Consider the following 22,802-nt stretch of genomic DNA (forward strand, 5'->3'; position numbering starts at 1 on the left):
ATGAATAGTTTAGAGGATCTAGAAAAAAAAATTAATTCTGAGTTAACCACTAAAATTAACAATTCAGAAATAAAACATAATCAAATTTATCTAGAAACAGATAAAGATGATTTTTTAGATGTAATTTTATTCCTAAAAACTAATTTAGATACAAAATTTCGACAGCTAATAGATATTACAGTTGTAGATTATCCAGAAAATAATCAAAGATTTCAAGTAGTTTACTTATTTTTAAGTCATGAGTTTAATCAAAGACTAGTTCTAAAATACTCTATTTCTGAAAATGAAGTTATACCTTCTTTAACAAGTGTTTTTCCTGCAGCAAATTGGATGGAAAGAGAAGTTTTTGATATGTATGGTGTAAATTTCAAAGATCATCCAGACTTAAGAAGAATACTTACAGATTATGGTTTCGAAGGACATCCTTTAAGAAAAGATTTTCCTTTAACTGGTCACTCAGAAGTTAGATACAGCGAAGATCAAAAAAAAGTAATCAGCGAACCAGTTAAACTAGAGCAAAATTATCGAAATTTTGATTACGAGAGTCCTTGGGAAGGAACAAAATATATTAAAGAAGAAATTGAGAATAATGACAAAAAAAATTAAAAATTTAAATCTAAACTTTGGTCCTCAACATCCAGCAGCTCACGGTGTATTAAGACTAATATTAGAATTAGATGGTGAGGTTGTTGAAAAAGCAGACCCACATATAGGCTTGCTTCATAGAGGTACAGAAAAATTAATTGAAAACAAGACATACATGCAAGCCGTTCCGTATTTTGATCGTTTGGATTACGTGGCTCCAATGAATCAAGAACATGCTTTTGCCCTTGCTGTAGAAAAAATTCTTAAAATAGATGTACCGATTAGAGCTCAGTATATAAGGGTTATGTTTTGTGAAATTGGAAGAATACTAAGTCATATTCTTAACGTTACTACTCAAGCGCTTGATGTTGGTGCCTTAACCCCATCACTTTGGGGTTTTGAAGAACGAGAAACTTTAATGACTTTTTACGAAAGAGCTTCTGGATCAAGATTACACGCCAACTACTTTAGAGCCGGTGGTGTTCATCAAGACTTACCTAAAGGTTTAGAGGAAGATATCTCAAACTTTTGCGACACATTTCCAAAAGTGATTAATGATTTAGAAAGTCTCTTAACAGACAATAGAATTTTTAAACAAAGAAACGTAGATATTGGAATTGTAAGTAAAGAGGATGCCTTAGATTATTCGTTTTCAGGAGTTATGATTAGAGGATCAGGGGTGCCTTGGGATTTAAGAAAATCTCAACCTTATGATTGTTATGAGGATTTAGATTTTAAAATACCAGTTGGAAAAAATGGTGATTGCTACGATAGATATTTATGCAGAATTGAAGAAATGAAAGAGAGTGTTTCTATTATTAAACAGTGTTTATCTAAAATGGAAAAAGGTCCAATTAAATCATTAGATGGTAAAATTAGTCCACCATCAAAAAAAGATATTAAACAATCAATGGAAGCATTAATTCATCATTTTAAATTATTTACAGAGGGTTATAGAGTACCTAAGGACGAAATTTATACAGCTGTTGAAGCACCTAAGGGAGAATTTGGAGTTTATTTAATTTCTGATGGTTCGAGCAAACCCTACAAATGTAAGATTAGAGCACCAGGATTTTCACATTTGCAATCAATGGATTATTTAATTAAAGGACACATGTTAGCAGATGTACCAGCTGTTCTAGGTTCATTAGATATTGTTTTTGGTGAGGTGGATAGATGAGCTTAAGAAAACCAGCAAAAGATCAACCAGAAAGTTTTGAATTTAATGCTTCCTCTTTAGAGGCAGCAAATAATATTGTTGCAAAATATCCAAAAGGAAAACAACAAAGTGCTGTGATGGCCTTACTTTATATTGCTCAAAGACAAAATAATAATTGGATACCATTAGCTGCGATGAAGTATATCGCTAAGTTTTTAGATATGCCTTATATAAAAGTTTATGAGGTGGCCACTTTCTATACAATGTACAATCTATCACCTGTTGGAAAATATTTTGTTCAAGTATGTACCACAACACCATGTATGATTAGAGGTGCAAATAAATTGGTTGAAGCTTGTAAGGAAAAAATTTCTGAAAATGAATGTGAATTATCAAGCGATAAGAGTTGTTCATGGATGGAAGTTGAATGCTTAGGTGCTTGCGTGACTGCTCCTATGATGCAAATAAATGATGATTATTACGAAGATCTTGATAAAGAAAAAACATCTGAGATTTTGGATAAAATTTTAAATGGAGAAACTCCAAAACCAGGTTCATACAGAGGAAGAATTAATAATGAGCCAGAGAACAATAGAAAAACATTAACGGATTTAAAAAATGCTTAAAGATCAAGATAGAATTTTTCAAAATTTATATAATGATAAAGGCTCTGATGTAGCAGCGTCACAATCAAGAGGAGATTGGGTAAACACTAAAGAAATTACTGAAAAAGGAAGAGATTGGATTATTAATGAAATTAAAGAATCTCAGCTTAGAGGTCGAGGTGGTGCAGGATTTCCTACAGGTTTAAAGTGGTCATTTGCACCAAAAGAAGTTGGATCAAGACCACATTATTTGGTTATTAATGGTGATGAGTCTGAACCAGGCACTTGTAAAGATAGAGATATTTTAAGATTTGAACCTCATAAATTAATAGAGGGTTGTCTAATAGCATCATACGCAGTTCAAGCACACGTCTGCTATATATATATTAGAGGAGAATATTTTGTTGATGGTCAAAAACTCCAAGCTGCAATTGATGAGGCTTATGAGAAAAAACTATTAGGAAAAAATGCAGCTGGAACTGGGTGGGATTTAGATATTTATATCCACTATGGAGCAGGAGCGTATATTTGTGGTGAAGAAACAGCATTACTTGAAAGTTTAGAGGGCAAAAAAGGTCAACCAAGATTAAAACCACCTTTCCCAGCTTTGATTGGTTTATATGGGTGTCCAACTATAATTAATAATGTTGAAACAATTGCTGTGGTGCCAACTATTCTAAGAAGAGGAGCTAAATGGTTTGCTTCTTTAGGAAGAGAAAAAAATACAGGTACCAAAATATTCTGTATTTCTGGAAATGTTAATAATCCTTGTAATGTAGAAGAGGAAATGAGTATTCCTCTAAAAGAATTAATAGAAGTTCATGCTGGTGGAGTGATTGGTGGATGGGATAATTTACAAGCTGTAATACCTGGTGGATCTTCTATGCCTCTAATTCCAAAAGATAGATGCGAAACATTAAAGATGGATTTTGATGCGTGTGTCGAAGAAAAAAGTGGATTAGGAACAGCAGGAATAGTGGTTATTAATAAAGATCAAGACATTATTAAATGTATGGCGAGAATTGCTAGATTTTACAAACATGAAAGTTGTGGACAATGTACACCTTGCAGAGAAGGTTCTGGATGGATGTGGCGAATGCTTGAGCGTATGGCAAAAGGCGATGCAACTAAAGATGAAGTTGACATGTTAGGAGATGTAACAACTCAAATCGCTGGTCATACAATTTGTGCGTTTGGAGAAGGTTCTTCATGGCCAGTTCAAGGTTTGTTAAGACATTTTAAAAAAGAAATTCAAGAAAGAAACAATTTGGACCCAATTGTTCAGAAAAAAAATAATATACCTTATTTGGTTGATCAACATTTATTAGATAAAAAAAATGCTTAAATTAAAAGTAAATGATATTGATGTAGAAGTTGAAGAAGGACTAACAGTTCTTCAAGCCTGTGAAAAAGCAGGAGTTGAGATACCTAGATTTTGTTATCATGAAAAATTATCTATAGCTGGAAATTGTAGAATGTGTTTGGTGGAAATGGAGAAATCACCGAAACCGATTGCATCATGCGCAATGCCTGCTGCCGAAGGAATGAACATTAAAACAAACACAAGTTTAGTTGAAAAAGCCAGAAAAGGTGTAATGGAATTTTTACTAGCAAATCATCCTCTAGATTGTCCTGTATGTGACCAAGGTGGTGAGTGTGATCTTCAAGATCAATCAATGTTTTATGGGGTAGATAAATCAAGATTTAAAGAAAACAAAAGAGCAGTTCCTGAAAAAAATATGGGACCATTAATAAAAACTCAAATGACAAGATGCATACATTGTACAAGATGTGTGCGATTTGCCACTGAAGTTGCAGGAGTCCCAGAACTTGGTGCTATAGGTAGGGGTGAGGATATGCAAATTACAACATATCTTGAGCAATCAATGCAATCAGAATTATCTGCCAATGTAGTTGATTTATGTCCTGTTGGAGCTTTGACATCAAAACCTTATGTTTTTGAAGCGAGACCATGGGAATTAAAAAAGACTGAAACAATTGATGTTATGGATGCAATAGGTTCAAACATTAGAGTTGATACATACGATTGGGAAGTAAAAAGAGTTCTCCCAATAATAAATGAAGATATTAATGAAGAATGGATTTCAGATAAAACTAGATATGCGTGTGATGGTTTACTTCATCAAAGATTAGACACTCCATATATTAAATACAACGGTAAATTTGAGAAAGCATCGTGGCAAGAAGTTTATAAAATAATAAAATCTAAATTAGAAAATACATCTAAAGAAAAAGTATCTGGTTTTGTTGGAGATTTAACAAACATGGAAACTGCGTACATTTTTAAAGAATTTTTTGACCGTACACTTGAAACTGATAATTATGAATCAAGATCAGACAATAGATATATTAATATTTCAAAAAGAGAAAATTATTTGTTTAATTCCTTAATTAACGGAATTGAAGATGCTGATTTAATTTTATTGTTAGGCGCCAATCCTAGGTATGAAGCCACAATTTTAAATGCAAGAATTAGAAAATCTTATCTAAATAATAGTACGAGAATTGTATCATTAAATGATTGTGGAGATCTAACTTATCCTTATGAAAGCTTAGATGGACAAACTAAAACAATAAAAGAAATTATAGATGACACACATAAACTTTCAAAAGAAATAGAAAGTGCAAAAAAACCAATGATAATTATTGGTGAGTCTTTATTAAGATTAGAAAATGCACAATATTTATTTGACAATTTAAAAGATTTTTTGAATAAAAAAAACAAGTTCTCAGAAGAGTGGAATCCTTTGAATGTTTTATCATGTGATGCAGCAACTGTAGGAAATTTTGATTTAGGGGTTTTAAATAATAAAACAAATTTAATAGAAGATTTAAAATCAAATAAATTTGAAATAGTGTTTTTAATAGGTCAAGATAATTTAAATTTTGTTAAAAAAAATGAATTTGTTATTTATCAAGGGAGCCATGGTGACAAAGGGGCAGAGTGTGCAGATATAATTTTACCTGGCTCAGCTTATACAGAACAAGACGGTTATTATACAAATTTAGAGGGAAAAATTCAAAAAGCATTTAAGGCTTCTTATCCACCTGGAGATGCAAAAGAAGATTGGCAGATAATAAATGAACTAGCTGAATTCATGAATAATAGAAAATTGTTTAACGATAAAGAAGAGCTAGATAGCAGCATGTTAAATTATTTAAAATTGCAAAGTGAAAAACAAACTGAACAAAATAATAACAAATCAAATTCTGATTTTAATAATGAAAATTTAAAAATTGAAATTAAAGATTATTATTTTTCTAATGTTGTTGCTAAATCATCAAAAACAATGATCGAGTGCAATAATGCAAAAATGAATTTAAAATCAACAGGCACAGAAGGTTAAGATGGAATATTTAAATATAGTCTTTCAAGAGGTATACAAAATTTTATTTTTGTTAGTTCCAGTTTTGGTTTCTGTAGCTATGATTGTTTGGCTAGATAGACGAGTTTGGGCTTTTGTCCAAAAAAGACAAGGACCTAATGTAGTTGGACCATTTGGATTACTTCAATCATTAGCTGATGCGTTGAAATATATTTTTAAAGAAATAATCATCCCATCAAGCTCAAACAAAGTAATCTTCATATTAGCACCTATCGTTACTATGACATTAGCCTTGATAGCTTGGGCTGTTATACCATTTAGTGCAACACAGGTCTTAGCTGATATTAATGTCGGTATACTTTATCTATTTGCTGTTTCATCGCTAGGTGTTTATGGAATAATTATGGGAGGATGGGCTTCAAACTCTAAATATCCTTTCCTAGGTGCAATTAGATCTGCGGCTCAAATGGTATCATATGAAGTTTCTATTGGAGTTATTATCATCAATGTATTGTTGTGCGTAGGCTCATTGAATTTGAATGACATTGTAATTGCTCAACAAAATCTATGGTTTGTAATTCCGTTATTTCCAATGTTTGTAATATTTTTTATCTCTGCTTTAGCTGAAACTAATAGACCACCTTTTGATTTACCTGAAGCTGAAGCAGAATTAGTTGCTGGATATCAGACAGAATATTCAGGAATGATGTATGCAATGTTTTGGTTAGGTGAGTATGCAAACATCTTATTGATGTGTGCTATGGGAGCTATATTGTTCTTAGGTGGTTGGTTATCTCCAATAGATATTTATCCATTTACTTTAGTTCCTGGTGCAATTTGGTTAATTTTAAAAATTTTACTTTTATTTTTCTTATTTGCTTTAGTAAAAGCAATTGTACCAAGATATAGATATGACCAATTAATGAGATTAGGTTGGAAAGTATTTCTTCCTTTGTCATTAACTTGGGTTGTTTTAACTGCAAGTTATTTATTTTACTTTAACCTTTTACCAACAAACTAATTATGAATTTATCTAGATTTTTTAAAACTATTTTCATGGTTGATTTTGTAGGCGGTTTGTTCATTGCAATAAAAGAATTGTTTAAACCAAAAAAAACAATCAATTATCCTTTTGAAAAAGGAAAAATTAGCCCAAGATTTAGAGGTGAGCACGCTTTAAGAAGATATCCAAATGGAGAAGAAAGATGTATTGCATGCAAACTTTGCGAAGCTGTATGTCCTGCCCAAGCAATTACAATTGAATCTGCTCAAAGAGAAGATGGCAGTAGAAAAACTACTCGTTATGACATTGATATGATGAAATGTATTTATTGTGGTTTATGTGAAGAAGCTTGTCCTGTTGATGCTATAGTCCAAGGTCCAAATTTTGAATTTTCGACTGAGACAAGAGAAGAATTATATTACACAAAAGAGAAATTATTAGATAACGGTGACAGATGGGAGAATATTCTAGACGCTAATATTAAAGCGGATAGTTCACATAGATAAATGATTGCTCACGCTATTTTCTTCTACACTTTTTCTATAATTGCGGTTGTGTCTGCAATAATGGTTACAGTATCTAAAAATACTGTCCACTCAGTTTTCTTTTTAATATTAGATTTTATCAGTATTTCTTGTCTATTTATTATGATTGGTGCTGAGTTTTTGGGTATGATAATGTTGATTGTTTACGTTGGAGCTGTAGCAGTTTTATTTCTTTTTGTTGTAATGATGCTAAATGTTGCTCAACAAAAAAATCAATGGTTTGCCTCTGCTGCTAGCTCAAAACATATTCCTGTTGGATTAATTATTAGTACAATCATTTTCTTTGAACTAATTATTGTAATTGGCGGATGGAAATACAAACCAGAGATTTTTGATATTAACAATTCATTAAAAGTTTCAGACTTAAGTAACACACACTCATTAGGTCAAATATTATACACTGATTACATACATGTATTTCAAATTAGCGGTATGATTTTGTTAGTTGCGATGGTTGGAGCAATCGTTCTGACTTTTAGACAAAGGTCAAACGTCAAAAGACAAAGTTATATAAAACAAATTTCTCGTGAAAGAGCTGAAGGAGTAAGTGTTGTAGAAGTTGCTTCTAACAAAGGAGTTAAAATAGATGACTGAGATAGGTTTAGGACATTATTTAACTTTAGGCGCTGTTATATTTTCAATTGGAGTTATTGGAATTTTTCTTAATAGAAAAAATATTATTGTTATATTGATGAGTATTGAGTTGATTTTATTAGCTGTAAATATCAACTTAGTTGCTTTTTCAATCTTTCTTGGAGATTTAGCTGGTCAAGTATTTACCTTATTTATTTTAACTGTAGCAGCTGCAGAAGCTGCGATTGGTTTAGCTATAATCGTTGTTTACTACAGAAACTCTGGAACTATCAGAGTTGAAGAAATTGATGAGTTGAAAGGATAATAATGGAACTTTCAATTTTATTTCTTCCATTAATAGCATCAATTATTTCAGGCTTTTTTGGACGTTACATTGGTGATAGAAATTCTGAAATAGTAACTAGTGCATTAGTTTCTATATCTGCAATTTTATCAATAATTGTATTGTATCAGGTAATTGTTAATCAATATGAGGAAAATATTGTTATAGCAACTTGGATTAATTCAGGTTCACTTGATGTTAATTGGTCAATGTTAATTGATCCTCTATCAGCTGTGATGTTGGTTGTAGTTACTTCTGTATCAGCATTAGTCCATATTTATTCTATCGGATACATGTCTCACGATCCACATAAACCAAGATTTATGGCTTACCTATCATTATTTACATTTGCAATGTTAATGCTAGTAACATCAGATAATTTTATTCAACTATTTTTTGGTTGGGAGGGAGTTGGTCTTTGTTCTTACTTCCTAATTGGTTTTTGGTTTAAAAAAGAAAGTGCTAATGCAGCTGCAATCAAAGCATTTGTAGTTAATAGAGTAGGTGACTTTGGTTTTGCGTTAGGTATTTTTTTAGTTTTTTATTTATTTGGAACTGTAAATTATGATGAAGTTTTCCAACAAATTCCAACAGTTGTAGATAAAGATTTATCCTTCTTAGGTTTTGAGGTTAAAGCGATAGATTTGGTTTGCTTATTGTTATTTATCGGAGCTATGGGTAAATCAGCTCAAATCTTACTTCATACATGGTTACCTGATGCAATGGAGGGACCAACACCAGTTTCTGCTTTAATTCATGCTGCAACAATGGTTACTGCAGGCGTATTTTTAGTTGTTAGATGTTCACCTATATATGAATTTTCTCCAGTAATTTTAAACTTGATTACTGTAGTTGGAATGACAACAGCTTTTTTTGCTGCAACGGTAGCATTGGTTCAAACAGATATTAAAAAAATAATTGCTTATTCAACTTGCAGTCAGTTAGGTTACATGTTTTTCGCAGCTGGTGTAGGAGCTTACAATGTTGCTATGTTTCATTTATTTACGCATGCTTTTTTTAAAGCTTTATTATTTTTAGGATCAGGATCAGTAATTCATGCTTTTAAAGATGAGCAAAATATTAATAACATGGGAGGTGTATGGAGAAAATTACCTTACACTTATGCTTTAATGATTATTGGAACTCTTGCTTTAACAGGTTTTCCTTTTTTATCAGGCTTTTATTCAAAAGATGCAATTATTGAATTTGCATATTTGAAAGGAAATACAACAGGTTATTATGCAGCTGGCATTGGAATAGTTACTGCATTTTTAACGTCAGTTTATTCGTGGAGACTAATATTCAAAACATTTCATGGCGAATATAATAATAAAGAGATTAAAATTGAGGAAACGCACGAGTCACCTTTGGTAATGCTAGTTCCGTTATTTGTGCTTTCTATTGGTGCAATTTTTGCAGGCATGTTATTTAAAGATTTGTTCATTGGACATGGTGGTGAAAATTATTTTTGGTCAGAATCAATCAAATTTTTAGAACCTCTAAGCAAAGATCATCCACCAACATGGTTTTTACTTTTAACACCTAGTTTAGTTATCCTATCAATACCTATTGCTTATTACTTATTTGTTAAGAACAAAGAGTTGCCAAATGAAATAGCTTCAATGAATAAACCTTTGTACAATTTCCTTGTCAATAAATGGTACTTTGATGAGTTGTATGAGGTTATTTTTATTAAATCATCAAAAAAACTAGGGACATTTTTATGGAAAGTTTGTGATGGAACTATAATAGATGGATTTGGTCCTAATGGAATTTCTTCTTTTATAAAAAAATGTTCAATTAAAGCAAATAAATTTCAAAGTGGTTTTATCTATCAATATGCTTTTGTAATGTTGTTAGGTTTTTCTGCTTTATTAACCTTTTTGATAGTTAAATAATGAGCTTTCCAATTTTATCATCTTTAATCTTGTTACCAACTATAGGATCTCTTTTTCTATTTTTTACAAAAGATAAAGATGGAAATAATTCAACAGCTAAATATGTAGCTTTATTTACAAGTATAGTTAATTTTTTAATTTCTATTTATTTATGGATATCTTTTGACCAAAGCATATCTGATTTTCAATTTGTTGAAGACAGAACATGGATTGAAGGATTTATTAATTATAAAGTTGGTGTCGATGGAATTTCTATATTATTTATAATTTTAACAACCTTCATAACTCCACTTTGTATTATTTCAGTTAACAATTCAGTAAAAAATAGATTACGAGATTTTTTAATTGCAATTTTAATCATGGAAAGTTTCATGATTGGTGTGTTTTGTGCACTTGATTTAGTTGTTTTTTATTTATTTTTTGAGGCTGGATTAATTCCAATGTTTTTAATTATTGGTATTTGGGGTGGTCCAAAACGTGTTTATTCAGCATTTAAATTTTTTCTATATACTTTACTTGGATCAGTCTTGATGTTGGTTGCGATCATCTCAATATACTGGATATCAGGTACAACAGATGTAGTTAAACTTTATGAAATTGGAATTGACGCTAAATACCAAAATTTATTATGGTTAGCTTTCTTTAGTTCTTTTGCAGTAAAAACACCTATGTGGCCTGTTCACACTTGGTTACCAGATGCTCATGTTGAAGCTCCTACAGCTGGTTCAGTTTTATTAGCTGCTATACTATTAAAAATGGCAGGATATGGTTTTATTAGGTTTTCACTTGGATTATTTCCAGTAGCTTCGGAAGTATTCACACCTCTTATTTATACTTTGAGTGTTATAGCAATAATTTTTACATCCTTTATCGCTTTAATGCAGGAAGATATGAAAAAGTTAATTGCATATTCGTCTGTTGCACATATGGGTTTTGTAACTTTAGGTATTTTTACTCTTCAACAACAAGGTATAGAGGGAAGTATAATCCAGATGATTAGTCATGGATTAGTGTCCGCGGCTCTATTTTTATGTGTTGGTGTTGTTTATGACCGTATGCATTCAAGGATGATAAATTCTTATGGTGGTATAGTTGCCATAATACCAAAGTATTCGATTTTATTTATGTTGTTTACATTAGCTGCTTTAGGATTACCCGGAACAAGTGGTTTTATTGGTGAATTTTTAATTTTAATGGGTGCTTTTAAGGACAATTTTTTAGTAGCTGTATTAGCAAGTTTAGGAGTGATTTTAGGGGCCGCTTATATGCTTTGGTTGTACAAAAGAGTAGTTTTTGGAAAATTAGTTAATGAAGATTTAAAACAAATGTTAGATTTAAATAAATCAGAATATTTAATTTTAACATGCTTGGCTATTCCAACCTTATTTTTTGGTTTTTATCCAGATCCTCTGATTAATACAATAGAGGTTTCAGTTTCAGATTTAATAAATATGCATAACATTAATTTAGCGAGCAAATAATATGGAAAATTTAAATTTAATTTTACCTGAAATTTTTATCTCATTATCAATAATGTTTTTACTTGTATTGGGCGTGTTTAAAAAAAATAGTTCAGGGATTACTTTTAACTTGTCTTTATTTGTATTTTTGATTGCTGCTATAATAGCAATTAACGAAACTTTCTCTGTGAATAGAGAAACTTTGTTTAATGGTAGTGTTCTAATAGATAAGATGTCTTCATTTATGAAGATAATAACATTGTTGGGTGGTTTTCTAGTGTTAGTTATTTCTTCTAGTTATTTAAAAATTTTTAAAATTTTTAATATTGAATATCCAGTTTTAATTTTGAGTTCTGTACTGGGAATGATGGTCATGATTAGTTCTAATGATCTTATTGTATTTTATATGGGTCTAGAGTTACAATCATTAGCCTTATATGTTTTAGCAACTTATAACAGAGATCAACTAAAATCATCTGAAGCAGGTTTAAAATATTTTGTATTAAGTGCATTATCATCAGGATTATTACTTTATGGATGTTCACTAATTTATGGTTTTTCAGGATCTACGAACTTTGATGTGATTTCTACACAACTTAATTCAAATGAGTATGTACTGACTTTTGGTATAGTTTTTATTTTAGTAGGTTTAGCATTCAAAATTTCAGCAGTGCCATTCCATATGTGGGCACCAGACGTCTACGAAGGATCTCCAACTACAGTAACTTTATTTTTTACAATGGTACCAAAAATTGCTGCGTTAACTGTATTTATTAGATTTTTATATGTTCCATTTTTAAATCTAATCGATCAATGGCAAATGATAATTGTATTTTTATCTATTGCCTCAATGCTATTTGGTGCAATTGCAGCAATTGGACAAACAAATATTAAAAGACTGGTTGCTTATAGCTCTATTGGACACATAGGCTACACATTGGCTGGTCTTGCCACTGCTTCTAATGAAGGAATTCAAAGTTCAATAATTTATATTTCAATTTATGTTGTGATGAATTTGGCCCTTTTTTCTTGTTTGTTAATGCTTAGAAGAAATAATCAATATTACGAAGATATTGATGACTTATCTGGTTTATCGAAAAATCATCCATTATTATCACTTTCTTTACTTGTAATATTGTTTTCATTGGCAGGGATACCACCATTAGCAGGGTTTTTTGCTAAGTTTTATGTTTTTAAAGCAGTTTTAGAACAATCAATGTATTTTTTAGCTATTGTTGGATTGTTATCTACTGTTGTTGCAGCTTTCTATTACTTAAGAATAATCAAGATTATGTACTTTGATAAAGAAAAAGATAAATATGATACGGATCATAGTTTATGGTTAAAATTTTCATTAACTTTTTCTACAATATTAATTCTTTTATACTTCATATTTCCAAGCCAATTAATTGAAGTAGTATCAAGAATTAATATTATTTAATGAAATTTAAGAAATTTAATTTTAAAATAATAAAAAGTACTAACGATACAGCTGCAAGAATAATAAAAAAAACTAATTATAAATTTGGTATGGTCGTTGCTGAAAAACAATTTAGTGGTCGAGGTCAGTATGGAAGAGAATGGATTTCATATAAAGGTAATTTATTTGCCTCTTTTTTTCATCCATTCGATGAAAATAAATTCTCAATAGAAAGAGTGACAAAGTTAAATTGTAATTTAGTGAAAAAAACACTTTCTAAATATATAAAAAATAAAATAACTTTTAAAAAACCAAACGATTTATTAATCAATAAAAAAAAGATAAGTGGGATTTTGCAAGAAATTATAACGAAATCAGATAAAAAATTTTTAATAACAGGAATAGGAATTAACGTAATAAAAAACCCAAATATAAAAAATTATCCATCTACAAACTTATATAAAATAATAGGTAAAAAAATTAATAAATCTGAATTAGAAAACAATTTGAAACTAGTTTTTGAAAATAGAATATCAAAAATGTATAAAATAAATTAATTAATATGTATATTTTAGGTGACATAGGAAATACTGATACTAAAATTTTTTTAGTTTCCAAAAAAAATACAATTTTAAAAAGAATTACTTTTATTTCAAAAAAAATAAGTAACAACCAATTAAAAATCTTATTTAAAAAAAATAAAATTCAAATAAATAAAATCGAAAAAATATTGTTCTGCAGCGTTGTCCCAAATACTTTTAAAATTATAAAAAACTACTTTTCTAAAATCACTAAAGTTAAATGTAATGAAGTAAAAAATTTGAATTTAAAATCAATGATTAAAATTAAAGTTGACTATAAACAGGTGGGCTCTGATAGAATTACAAACGCTATAAGTTTATTGGATAACAAAAATAATTATATAATTTTAGATTTTGGCACTGCCACAACATTTGATGTTTTAATAAAAAATACGTATATGGGAGGCATAATAGCTCCTGGAATTAAGTTGTCTCTTAATACTTTGTCAGACAGAGCTACTTTAATTCCAAAAATTGAGCTTAAACGTATTAAAAAAGTAATAGGCAGCAATACACTTTCTGCTGTTAGATCAGGTTTTTTTTGGGGTTATGCTGGTTTAATTGACAATATGATTAATTTAATTAAGAAAGAGACAAGAAAATCCTTTAAAGTTGTATTGACAGGTGGATTTTCTGATTTATTTACAAGTTCAATAAAATCGAAAGTTAAACATAACCAAGATATTACAATTAAAGGTCTAATAAAGATTTCTAAGCAAATAAAATAATATGAAAGATGAATTGTTATTTTGTCCACTAGGTGGATCAGGAGAGATTGGTATGAACATGAATTTGTTTGGTTACGGTCAACCAAGCGATCATAAATGGATAATGGTAGACATTGGTGTAACTTTTGCTGATGACACTATACCAGGTGTTGATTTAATTTATCCTGATCCTGGATTTATTGTTGAAAGAAAAGATAACTTGTTGGGTATAGTTTTAACACACGCACATGAAGATCACATTGGAGCAATTGCACATTTATGGCCTAAATTAAGATGTAAAATATTTGCTACTCCATTTACAGCAGTTTTGATTAGAGAGAAGTTTCGAGAAAAACAAATAGATATTACTAATGATTTACAAATTGTTGAATTAAATGGAACTGTTTCATTAGATCCATTTGAAATTGAATATATAACTTTAACTCATTCAATTTTAGAACCCAATGGCTTAAGAATAAAAACTCCTGCTGGTGTAATTTTACACACAGGAGATTGGAAAGTAGATCCCAATCCACTTATTGGTGACAATATAAATGAGAAGAGATTAAAAGAAATTGGTAATGAAGGAGTATTAGCAATGATCTGTGACTCTACTAATGTTTTTAGTGCCGGCAAGTCTGGATCTGAACTTGATGTTAGAAAAAATATGTTAAATGTAATGTCGAGATTGAAAAAGAGAATTATAATCACTTCATTTGCATCCAATGTAGCAAGAATGGAGACAGCATTTTATTGTGCTGAGCAAACAGGAAGACAAATTTCACTAGTTGGAAGATCAATGCATCGTATTTACAAAGCTGCACGTCAATGTGGATATTTAAAAAATACAATTGAACCAATTGACCCCCGTGAAGCTAAAAATTTCTCAAGAGAAAAAATAGTTTATCTTTGTACAGGTAGCCAAGGAGAACCAATGGGAGCGATGATGAGAATTTCTAGCTATGTACACCCTGATGTTTTTATTGAAAAAGGTGATGCTGTAATATTTTCATCAAAAATTATACCTGGAAATGAAAAAAAACTTTATAAATTGCACAACCAACTTGTTAAAGATGGTATAGAAGTGATATCAGAGGAAACTGAATTTGTTCATGTTTCTGGTCATCCAAATAGAGAAGATTTAAAAGAAATGTATCAATGGGTTAAACCTAAATGCGTAATACCTGTACATGGTGAACATAGGCACATGATAGAACACATAAATTTTGCAAAAGAAATGCAAGTTCCATATCCTGTACAAGTAGAAAACGGTGATATAGTTAAGTTATATCCTGGTAATCAGCCTGAAGTTTACGACAAAGCTCCAAGTGGTCGATTATATTTAGATGGCAATGTAAGTGTTGATCCAGATTCACAGTCAATAAAAGATAGAAAAAATTTGAGTGCTAATGGATATCTTGAAGTAACTTTAATGATAACGCCTAAAGGAAATATTCACAACAATCCTGTGCTTTCTTTTCGTGGTTTGCCAGTAGATGATAGAGAAGAATTTGTTTATGGGTTGGAAGAAGAAATAGAAAAAACTTCTAGAACTTTTAAAATTGGAAGCAAGCAACAAGAGCATAATTTAATTGATGCATTGAAAATTGCCTGCAGAAAATTTTCTAAAGAAAGAACGGGAAAAAAACCTTTCACTAATATTAACTTAGTTAGAATTTAATGAGTGTAACTGGTTTAGCAATTATCTATGTAATTATATGGTGGATAGTTTTCTTTGCCATACTTCCTATTGATGTAAACAGAGCAAAAACAGTAAAAATTGATGGTGAAGATCCAGGATCACCTGAAAACCCAAAAATGTTGAAAAAATTCTTGTATTGCACTGGTATAACTACTGTAATTTTTATCATTATTTATTTACTAATAAAATTTGAATATTTAAATTTAAGAAATATGATTAGTTAAGATGCTTTTATCAAATTCATTTATTCCGATATTAAAAAATAATCCTTCTGAAGCAAAAATTAAATCTCATCAATTAATGTTGAGAGTTGGTATGATAAAGCAAGCTTCTGCAGGGATATACTCATGGTTACCTTTAGGTTTTAAGGTAATGAAAAAAATAGAACAAATTGTTAGAGAAGAGCAAAATAAGATTGGCGCTCAAGAAATATTAATGCCAACAATTCAATCTAGTGAGATATGGAAAGAAAGTGGTCGATATGATGATTATGGTGAGGAGATGCTTAGAATAACTGATCGTCAAAATAGAGAAATGCTTTATGGACCTACCAATGAAGAGCAAGTTACAGAAATTTTTAGATCTTCAATTAAATCTTATAAATCATTACCCCAACTAATGTACCACATACAATGGAAATTTAGAGACGAAATAAGACCTAGATTTGGAATAATGAGGGGGAGAGAGTTTTATATGAAAGATGCCTACTCATTCGATGTATCAGACGAAGAAGCCTTTTTTTCTTATAATAAATTTTTTCTTTCATATTTAAAAACTTTTAAAAGATTAGATCTAACTGCAATACCTATGGCTGCTGACACTGGCCCAATTGGAGGAAATTTATCTCATGAATTTATTATCTTAGCAGACACGGGAGAAAGTAAAATTTTTACTGATAAAAGAATTTTTGACTTAAATAGTGATGATACTCAATTAGAAAAATCTTCGTTAGAAGAAATGAGAAAAAAATATGAGCAATTTTATGCTGTGACAGATGAAAAGTTTAACAAAGATGAATTTGAAAAAATAGTTTCAAAGGAAAATCAATTAATCACAAAAGGTATTGAGGTAGGCCACATATTTTATTTTGGCGACAAATATTCAAAACCTATGAATGCATCAGTAGATTTACCAGGTGGAAAAAAAGATTTTGTTAAAATGGGTTCTTATGGAATTGGTGTATCAAGGCTAGTTGGGGCAATAATAGAGGCAAAATATGATGAAAAAAATGAAATCATGAAATGGCCATTGTCTGTTGCTCCATATGATATTGCTTTGATACCGATGATAAATAAAAACGATAATTCAGCACTTGTTAAAGCCAATAATATTTACAGTGAGTTATTAAAAAATAATATTGATGCTCTTATTGATGATACTGATGAAAATTTTTCATCTAAAATTAAAAAAATGAGTTTAATTGGGGCTCCGTATCAAATTATCATTGGAAAGAAAAGTGAAGGTGATTTATTAGAGTTCAAAGAAACAGGTGGTGAAACTCAAAACTTACCTTTAAGCAAAATTATAGAAATTATAAATAAACAAAAAAATTCAATTTGATTTCTACTTTAGAAAAAGAAATTACTTTAAGATTTTTAAAAGCTAGAAAAAAGGATGGCTTTTTAAATGTTATTTCAATATTTTCTTTCATCGGAATAAGTCTAGGTGTTGCTGTTCTTATTATTGTTATGTCAGTAATGAACGGCTTTAGAACAGAATTAATCAATAAAATTTTAGGATTTAATTCACATATTACTGTTAAACCTTATTCAAATTCAATAGATGAAGATAAAATAAATAATAAACTAAAGTTAATCTCTAAGAATATTATTTTTAGTAATTCAGGAGAGGCAATTATTCTAAAAAACAATAATACTAAAGGAATAGTGTTACGAGGCTATAAATACAATGATCTTTTAAATTTAGAGGTATTAACAAATGAAAAATTTAAAGGTGAATTAAATCAATTTGATAAAAATTTCATATCAATTGGAAGTGAACTGAGTTTTTCTCTAGATCTTGAAATAGGAGATGAATTGACTTTAATGTCACCGTCAGGTGTTCAAACAATAATTGGCAGTATGCCAAAACAAAAAACTTTTATAGTTAATTCAATTTTTAACAGTGGTTTAGCAGAGTTTGATAACAATATTGCATTTATTGAACTTAATATTTTAGAAGAGTTCTTTGGATATGATCCCAACGAAAGAAATTTAGAAATTTATCTGAAAAATCCAAATAATATAGAGTCTCAAAAATTAATAGTAAAACAAGTTTTTGATGATGAGTTTGTTTTTAGTTGGGCAGATATGAATAGTTCATTATTTTCAGCTCTAAAAGTTGAGAGGAATGTTATGTTTATTATTTTGTCATTAATAATAATTGTTGCTGCATTTAATATTATTTCAGGATTAACTATTTTAGTGAAAAACAAAACAAGGGATATTGCCATCTTAAAATCAATTGGAGTATTAAATAAATCAATAATTAAAATATTTTTTTTAGTTGGAGTAATAATAGGTACTTCTGCAACAATTTTTGGTATTTTTTTAGGTGTAACTTTTTCTATTTACATTGAAAATTTTAGACAATTTTTAAGCTCAGTTTTCAATATAAGTTTATTTCCTGAAGAAATATATTTTTTAAGCAAAATGCCTTCTGAAATTAATCTGACATCAATTATTCTAATTTCAGTTTGCTCAATAATTATAACAATTTTAGTATCAATTTTTCCAGCTTTTAAAGCAGCTAGATTAGATCCAATCAAATCTTTAAAATATGAGTAAGTATTTAGAATTAAAAAGTATATCTAAAAGCTTTGAGACTGAAAAAAAGATTAAAGTCTTAAAAGGTTTGTCGCAAAATTTTGAAAAAGGTAAAATTTATTCGCTCATGGGCCCATCTGGTTCAGGAAAATCAACTTTGTTAAATTTAATTTCTTTAATAGACAGACCTTCATCAGGTCAAATTATGTTTAATCAAAATCAAATCAATTTTAATGATACAGAAGAAAATGATATTTTTAGATCAAAAAAAATTGGTATTGTTTATCAACAAAACAATCTTCTTTCTGACTTTACTGCTTTAGAAAATATTTATTTAGCATCACTTGCTAACAATAATGACAAAGAATTAGCAAGTACAAAGGCTAAAAAATTATTAAAAAAAATTGGTCTTTCAAATAGATCAAATCATTTTCCTTCTCAACTATCGGGCGGTGAAGCTCAAAGAGTAGCTATAGCAAGAGCTATTATAAATGATCCTGAAATAATCTTAGCGGATGAGCCAACAGGTAGTTTAGATATGAATACTGCAAAAGAAGTTTTTAAACTTTTATATAATCAAAAAAAATCAGATAGATTAATAATATTTGCAACTCACAATAGATTTTTTGCTAATAAGGCAGATTGCCTATTGGAGATGAGAGATGGTATTATAAAATCATCTAATGTCTGAGTCATTAAATCAAAACTTTAATCATTTAAAAGTCCATACACAATATTCTATATGTGAAGGTGCGGCCAAGATTGATGATTTACAAGAATATTGCAAATCAAACAAAATTAAATCTTTAGGAATCAGTGACACTTCTAATTTATGTGGAGCTTTAGAATTTGCAGAAAAAATTTCTAAATCAGGAACACAGCCAATTATTGGTACTCAAATTAATTTTAAACTAAATGATACAACTGGATTGCTACCTTTATTTGCTTTGAATGAAACAGGTTATAAAAACATTATTGAATTATCCTCAAATTCATATTTAAAAAATGATGAATTAAGTGATCCTCATGTAAATTTTGATGAATTATTAAAAAGTTCTGATGGTGTTTCAGTTTTTTCAGGTACTATTTTAGGTCTTTTTGGAAAATTATTTGATAAAGGAAAATTTACAGAAATAAACGAAATTTATTTAAAAATTAAAGAAGTTTTTGGAGATAGGTTTTATTTAGAAATTCAACGACACAACGACACTAATGAAAAAGGGTTTGAAAAATTTAATCTAAAAAAGTCTTTAGAACTAGAAATTCCAATAATTGCTACTAATGAAGTTTTTTATTTATCAAAAGATTTGCATGAAGCACATGATGCTTTGATTTGTATTGGTAACAAAACCTATATTAATGAAAAAAATAGATTAAAATTAAGCGATCAACATTATTTAAAAACTAACTCTGAAATGACAGAGTTATTTGCTGATATACCAGAGGCATTAGAAAATAATTACAACTTTCCTTTAAGATGTAATTTTAGACCATTATTCTCTAATCCTATATTGCCAAACATTAGTACTGATAAAGATGGTAATGCAGATGATCTTTTAACTAAATATTCTTTAGAAGGACTGCGAGATAAATTTTTAAGAGTTTTTAACGTTAAAGACAGCGAGCTTGAAAATGATAAAAATTTTCTTCTTTATAAAGAAAGACTAGATCATGAACTTTCAATAATTATTAAAATGAAATATTCGAGTTATTTTTTAATTGTATCTGATTATATAAAATGGGCTAAAGAAAATGATATACCAGTTGGTCCTGGTAGAGGTTCAGGTGCTGGGTCATTGGTTGCTTGGTGTATATCAATTACTGATGTTGACCCGATTAAGTTTAATTTAATTTTTGAGAGATTTTTAAATCCAGACCGAATTTCTATGCCTGATTTTGATATAGATTTTTGTGAGGATAAAAGAGACCTTGTTTTTGAATACTTAACAAAAAAATACAAAGATAGTGTAGCTCACATAATCACATTTGGTAAACTTAAAGCAAGGATGGTGATCAGAGACGTTGGTAGAGTTATGGGATTACCTTATGGGTTTATTGACAGTATATCAAAAATGATACCTTTTGATCCTTCTAGACCTCAAAACCTAACCCAATGTATAGCTGGAGAGCCAAGATTAAAAAAGCTAATTAATGAGGATACCAGAGTAAAAAAATTAACAGAGTTATCATTAAAATTAGAAGGTCTTAATAGAAACGTCGCTACTCATGCAGCAGGAGTTGTGATTGCAGATAAAAAATTAACAGAAGTAGTTCCTTTATATAAAGATACTTCTGCAGATTTACTTTTACCCTCAACACAATTTGATATGTATTCAGCTGAAAACGCTGGTTTAATAAAATTCGACTTTTTAGGGTTAAAGACATTAACAGTAATAAATAAAACTCAAAAATTAGTTAGAAAAAAAGATAAAAAATTTAACATTGAAGAAATAGATTTTGATGATCAGAAAGTTTTTGATCTTTTGTCATCAGGCAAAACTGTAGGCTTATTTCAAATTGAGAGTGCTGGAATGAGAGAAGCTTTACTTCATATGAAACCAAATCATATTGAAGATATTATTGCATTGGTAGCATTATATAGACCAGGCCCTATGAGCAATATACCAACTTACAATGATTGCAAACATGGAAAGCAACAACCAGATTATTTACATCCATTATTGGAAGATATTTTAAAACCTACATATGGAGTAATTATTTATCAAGAGCAAGTAATGCAGATTGCTCAAAAATTGTCAGGATTTACTGCAGGTCAAGCCGATCTTTTAAGAAGAGCAATGGGTAAAAAGAAGAGAGCAGAGTTGGAGAAACAAAAACAAGGTTTTATCGCTGGAGCAGTTAAAAATGGAATTGCTAAAGATGTTGCGGCTGGAATATTTTTAAAAATTGAACCATTTGCAGAATATGGTTTTAACAAAAGTCATGCTGCTGCTTATGCAATAATTTCATATCAAACAGCATATTTAAAAACTTATTATCCAAAAGAATTCATTGCCGCATCAATGACGATGGATATTTCTAATCAAAATAAATTAAGTGAATTTTATGAGGAATTAAAAAGACTTAATGTTGAAACAATTAGACCTGACATAAATGAATGTTTTGCAGACTTTAGAACTATTGATGGAAAATTTTATTATGCATTAGGTGGAATTAAGGCTGTAGGTTATGAAGCAATTTCAAATATTGTTAAAGAAAGAGAGTTAAACGGAAAATTTGAATCTATTAATGATTTCATAAACAGAGTTAATCCAAAAGATATAAATAAATTACAATTAGAAGGATTAGTAAAAGCAGGTGCATTTGATAATTTAAATTCAAATAGACAAGCAATCTTTAACTCAATACCTAATTTGATTTTAAAAAATAAAAATATTTCTGAAAATAAGCTAGCCAATCAAATAGATTTGTTTTCTGATAACATTGAAACAGAGAAAGACATTTTAACAAAAATAGAAGATTGGAAATTTGAAGAGAGATTATCAAAAGAATTTGAAGCAGTTGGTTTTTTTATATCTGATCACCCTTTAAATCAATTTACAGAAATTTTTGATGACTATAAAATAAATGATTACGCAAAATTTATATCAGATGATAATTTAGAAAATGCTAATGTAGCTGCAACATTACTTAAAGTTCAAGAGAGAAAAACCGCAAAAGGAAATGCATATGCTGTTTTAAAGTTAACAGATTTAAATAGTGTATTTGAAATATTTATTTTTTCAGATTTATTGGAGTTAAATAGAGAAATTTTAAAAGAAGGTAACTCATTGATTTTAACTTTGGCTAAGAATGTTTCTAACGATGAAAACCGTTTTAAAAGAATTAATGTTCAAAAAATAGCTTCTTTAAAAGATTTATTTAATAGTCCAATTAATGAAATATCATTTAGTGTTAAATCTATTGAACAAATTCAAGAGATATCAAAATTTTTAAATGAAGATGGCAAAACTCAAGTAAAATTCAATCTCTCAACAGAAGATCAAATTTTAAATTTTCAATTAAAAAAACTAATGAATCTTGACAGAAAATCTTTGAATCTTTTAAGAAAACAGCAAATTCAAGCAGAAATTAGTTAAATAAAACTT

General features: G+C 29.3%; 20 protein-coding genes. All 20 read left to right on the top strand.

All coding sequences use genetic code 11. The features are described 5' to 3' along the window. From ACTTBO_RS04400 to dnaE, 20 genes are read left to right on the top strand one after another with little or no spacing between them, the layout of a single operon-like run. Positions 1-606: an NADH-quinone oxidoreductase subunit C gene (locus tag ACTTBO_RS04400; RefSeq protein ID WP_075506636.1), complete on the top strand. Its 606-nt coding sequence runs from the start codon at positions 1-3 to the stop codon at positions 604-606. Continuing rightward, a complete protein-coding gene (locus tag ACTTBO_RS04405) occupies positions 590-1,765 on the top strand; it encodes an NADH-quinone oxidoreductase subunit D (protein WP_440656571.1) in 1,176 nt (391 codons plus the stop codon). The genes ACTTBO_RS04400 and ACTTBO_RS04405 overlap by 17 nt, the downstream gene beginning before the upstream one ends. After that, positions 1,762-2,370 carry an NADH-quinone oxidoreductase subunit NuoE gene (gene nuoE, locus ACTTBO_RS04410; RefSeq protein WP_075506638.1) on the top strand — a complete coding sequence of 203 codons (609 nt, stop codon included), beginning with the start codon at positions 1,762-1,764 and terminating at the stop codon, positions 2,368-2,370. Before ACTTBO_RS04405 ends, nuoE begins: the two co-directional genes overlap by 4 nt. Then, positions 2,363-3,694: an NADH-quinone oxidoreductase subunit NuoF gene (gene nuoF, locus ACTTBO_RS04415; protein ID WP_075506639.1), complete on the top strand. Its 1,332-nt coding sequence runs from the start codon at positions 2,363-2,365 to the stop codon at positions 3,692-3,694. Before nuoE ends, nuoF begins: the two co-directional genes overlap by 8 nt. Then, a complete protein-coding gene (nuoG, locus tag ACTTBO_RS04420) occupies positions 3,687-5,717 on the top strand; it encodes an NADH-quinone oxidoreductase subunit NuoG (protein ID WP_440656572.1) in 2,031 nt (676 codons plus the stop codon). The genes nuoF and nuoG overlap by 8 nt, the downstream gene beginning before the upstream one ends. Before the next feature lies 1 nt (position 5,718). Next, positions 5,719-6,717, top strand: coding sequence for an NADH-quinone oxidoreductase subunit NuoH (gene nuoH, locus ACTTBO_RS04425; RefSeq protein ID WP_262589304.1), 999 nt, complete (start codon positions 5,719-5,721; stop codon positions 6,715-6,717). Between the two features lie 2 nt (positions 6,718-6,719). Next, positions 6,720-7,205, top strand: a complete 486-nt coding sequence (nuoI, locus tag ACTTBO_RS04430; protein WP_075506642.1) for an NADH-quinone oxidoreductase subunit NuoI — start codon at positions 6,720-6,722, stop codon at positions 7,203-7,205. Beyond that, positions 7,206-7,838 carry an NADH-quinone oxidoreductase subunit J gene (locus ACTTBO_RS04435; RefSeq protein WP_075506643.1) on the top strand — a complete coding sequence of 211 codons (633 nt, stop codon included), beginning with the start codon at positions 7,206-7,208 and terminating at the stop codon, positions 7,836-7,838. Beyond that, positions 7,831-8,142 (top strand): NADH-quinone oxidoreductase subunit NuoK, encoded by a 312-nt coding sequence (nuoK, locus tag ACTTBO_RS04440; RefSeq protein WP_075506644.1) that lies wholly within the window; start codon positions 7,831-7,833, stop codon positions 8,140-8,142. Before ACTTBO_RS04435 ends, nuoK begins: the two co-directional genes overlap by 8 nt. Positions 8,143-8,144: 2 nt before the next feature. Then, entirely contained in the window at positions 8,145-10,058 is a 1,914-nt protein-coding gene (gene nuoL, locus ACTTBO_RS04445) for an NADH-quinone oxidoreductase subunit L (protein WP_440656573.1), read from the top strand. Then, positions 10,058-11,539 carry an NADH-quinone oxidoreductase subunit M gene (locus ACTTBO_RS04450; RefSeq protein WP_440656574.1) on the top strand — a complete coding sequence of 494 codons (1,482 nt, stop codon included), beginning with the start codon at positions 10,058-10,060 and terminating at the stop codon, positions 11,537-11,539. Before nuoL ends, ACTTBO_RS04450 begins: the two co-directional genes overlap by 1 nt. A gap of 1 nt (position 11,540) precedes the next feature. Then, positions 11,541-12,959: an NADH-quinone oxidoreductase subunit NuoN gene (gene nuoN, locus ACTTBO_RS04455; RefSeq protein ID WP_440656575.1), complete on the top strand. Its 1,419-nt coding sequence runs from the start codon at positions 11,541-11,543 to the stop codon at positions 12,957-12,959. Beyond that, positions 12,959-13,495 carry a biotin--[acetyl-CoA-carboxylase] ligase gene (locus ACTTBO_RS04460; RefSeq protein WP_440656576.1) on the top strand — a complete coding sequence of 179 codons (537 nt, stop codon included), beginning with the start codon at positions 12,959-12,961 and terminating at the stop codon, positions 13,493-13,495. The genes nuoN and ACTTBO_RS04460 overlap by 1 nt, the downstream gene beginning before the upstream one ends. A gap of 5 nt (positions 13,496-13,500) precedes the next feature. Then, positions 13,501-14,247, top strand: a complete 747-nt coding sequence (locus ACTTBO_RS04465; protein ID WP_440656577.1) for a type III pantothenate kinase — start codon at positions 13,501-13,503, stop codon at positions 14,245-14,247. A gap of 1 nt (position 14,248) precedes the next feature. Beyond that, positions 14,249-15,907 (top strand): ribonuclease J, encoded by a 1,659-nt coding sequence (locus ACTTBO_RS04470; protein WP_440656578.1) that lies wholly within the window; start codon positions 14,249-14,251, stop codon positions 15,905-15,907. Continuing rightward, positions 15,907-16,152, top strand: coding sequence for a DUF1467 family protein (locus tag ACTTBO_RS04475; RefSeq protein ID WP_075506651.1), 246 nt, complete (start codon positions 15,907-15,909; stop codon positions 16,150-16,152). The genes ACTTBO_RS04470 and ACTTBO_RS04475 overlap by 1 nt, the downstream gene beginning before the upstream one ends. A gap of 1 nt (position 16,153) precedes the next feature. Continuing rightward, positions 16,154-17,488, top strand: a complete 1,335-nt coding sequence (proS, locus tag ACTTBO_RS04480) for a proline--tRNA ligase (protein WP_440656579.1) — start codon at positions 16,154-16,156, stop codon at positions 17,486-17,488. Next, complete coding sequence (locus tag ACTTBO_RS04485) at positions 17,485-18,714, top strand: lipoprotein-releasing ABC transporter permease subunit (RefSeq protein WP_440656580.1); 1,230 nt, start codon at positions 17,485-17,487, stop codon at positions 18,712-18,714. The genes proS and ACTTBO_RS04485 overlap by 4 nt, the downstream gene beginning before the upstream one ends. Further along, positions 18,707-19,384 carry an ABC transporter ATP-binding protein gene (locus ACTTBO_RS04490; RefSeq protein WP_440656581.1) on the top strand — a complete coding sequence of 226 codons (678 nt, stop codon included), beginning with the start codon at positions 18,707-18,709 and terminating at the stop codon, positions 19,382-19,384. Before ACTTBO_RS04485 ends, ACTTBO_RS04490 begins: the two co-directional genes overlap by 8 nt. Next, positions 19,377-22,793 carry a DNA polymerase III subunit alpha gene (gene dnaE / locus ACTTBO_RS04495; RefSeq protein ID WP_440656582.1) on the top strand — a complete coding sequence of 1,139 codons (3,417 nt, stop codon included), beginning with the start codon at positions 19,377-19,379 and terminating at the stop codon, positions 22,791-22,793. Before ACTTBO_RS04490 ends, dnaE begins: the two co-directional genes overlap by 8 nt. Positions 22,794-22,802: the final 9 nt, after the last annotated feature.

Source organism: Candidatus Pelagibacter sp. HIMB1509 (assembly GCF_052047855.1).
Classification (GTDB): Bacteria; Pseudomonadota; Alphaproteobacteria; order Pelagibacterales; family Pelagibacteraceae; genus Pelagibacter.